This is a genomic window from Streptomyces sp. NPDC054847 (genome assembly GCF_053610925.1).
Genome location: NZ_JBSGZJ010000724.1, coordinates 1 through 1,916 on the forward strand (window position 1 = coordinate 1; position 1,916 = coordinate 1,916).

At 65.5% G+C, this 1,916-nt stretch carries 2 protein-coding genes; both read right to left on the reverse strand.

Annotated features, from left to right (window positions below; all coding sequences use genetic code 11):
* Positions 1 to 53: 53 nt before the first annotated feature.
* Complete coding sequence (locus ACWGH4_RS34685) at positions 54 to 1,199, reverse strand: DUF475 domain-containing protein (protein WP_453467840.1); 1,146 nt, start codon at positions 1,197 to 1,199, stop codon at positions 54 to 56.
* A 71-nt stretch (positions 1,200 to 1,270) separates the two neighbouring features.
* Positions 1,271 to 1,846 carry a TerD family protein gene (locus tag ACWGH4_RS34690; RefSeq protein ID WP_005318154.1) on the reverse strand — a complete coding sequence of 192 codons (576 nt, stop codon included), beginning with the start codon at positions 1,844 to 1,846 and terminating at the stop codon, positions 1,271 to 1,273.
* Between the last annotated feature and the right edge of the window lie 70 nt (positions 1,847 to 1,916).

The following is a 1,916-nucleotide window of genomic DNA, read 5'->3' on the forward strand; positions in this document are numbered from 1 at the left end:
GGCCGGGAGCACCCGGCCGCCCCGCAAGGAAGCGTTCCTCAATGGTGTGGGCGTCACACCCCGGAGGAGACCTCAGCCTTCTCCTCCGGACCGCCGGCTTTTCCCTCGGCGTTCTCCAGCGCCTTGTTCCGGCGCAGCGAGGACCAGAAGGAGGCCGCGATCAGCACCACGCCGATGAGGCCGGTGATGATCTCGCTGATCTCGTGCTGGATGGTGATGAGCAGGATGACCGCCAGCGCGCCGATCGCGTAGTGGGCGCCGTGCTCCAGGTAGACGTAGTCGTCGAGGGTGCCCTGGCGGACCAGGTAGACCGTGAGGGACCGGACGTACATCGCGCCGATACCGAGGCCGAGCGCCATCCAGAAGATGTGGTTGGTGATGGCGAACGCGCCGATCACGCCGTCGAAGGAGAACGACGCGTCGAGGACTTCGAGGTACAGGAAGAGGAAGAACGCCGCCTTGCCGGCGAGGCCGACCGCGGAGACCTGCTTGCCCTCCCGCTTGGCCTTCTCCTCCTCCTCGTGCTCGCGCTCCTCCTCTTCCTCGAGCTTGTCCTCGAAGTAGCCGGAGAGACCGCCGACGACGAGGTACGTGATCAGACCTGCGACGCCGGAGAGGAGCACGGTGGCCGACTTGTCGGCGTGACCGGTGCTGGTGTGCGCGTTGGTGGCGAAGGTGATGGCGGTGACCAGCAGGACGATCAGCGCGATGCAGACCGACAGCATGTCGACCTTGCCGAGCTTGGCCAGGGGCCGCTCGAGCCAGGCCAGCCACTTGTGCTCGCGCTCCTCGAAGACGAAGTCGAGGAAGATCATCAGCAGGAACATGCCACCGAACGAGGCGATCGCCGCGTGTGCGTCGGTGACCAGGTCCTCGTACCTGTCGGGCTGGTCCATGGCCAGCTGGACCGCTTCGATCGGCCCGACCTTGGCACTGATGGCGACGATGACGACGGGGAAGACCAGCCGCATGCCGAAGACCGCGATAAGAATGCCGATCGTCAGGAAGATCTTCTGCCAGAAGGCGTTCATCTTCTTGAGGATTCCGGCGTTGACAACCGCGTTGTCGAACGACAGCGAGATCTCGAGGATCGACAGGATCAGTACGATCCCGAACGCCTCCCAGCCCCACTGCCAGGCGGCGAATGCGAGGCCGAGCGCCGTGACGGCGAACGACCAGCCGAAGGTTTTCAGAACCACTGGCTACCCAATCGTGTAATTGTCCCCCGGGTGAAGCCTGGGGGAGGTTCTCCCCCGCGCCGCACGCGGCTTTACGAAACGTTGACCCCGAAGTCTAGAGCGATGCCCCGCAGCCCCGACGCGTACCCCTGTCCCACGGCCCGGAACTTCCACTCGCCGCCGTAACGGTAGAGCTCACCGAAGATCATCGCGGTCTCGGTGGAGGCGTCCTCGCTGAGGTCGTAGCGGGCCAGCTCCTGCCCGTCGGCCTGATTGACGACGCGGATGAAGGCGTTGCTGACCTGACCGAAGGTCTGACCGCGGTTGTCGGCGTCATGGATGGAGACCGGAAAGATGATCTTGTCCACGTTGGCCGGCACCTTGGCGAGGTCCACCAGGAGGGACTCGTCGTCACCGTCCCCCTCACCGGTGAGGTTGTCACCGGTGTGCTCGACGGAGCCGTCCGGGCTCTTGAGCTGGTTGTAGAAGACGAACCACTCGTCGCCGAGGACCCGTCCGCTCTGGCAGAGCAGCGCGCTGGCGTCGAGGTCGAAGGGTGCGCCGGTGGTGGAGCGCGCGTCCCAGCCGAGCCCTACGAGCACCTGGGTGAGATTGGGTGCGGCCTTGGAGAGGGAGACATTGCCTCCCTTGGCGAGTGTGACGCCCATGTTGGTGAGTCCTCCCCTGGATGGCTTTGCTGCGGGGCCTGTTCGGCCCCAGGCGCGTCCGGCGCCGCAC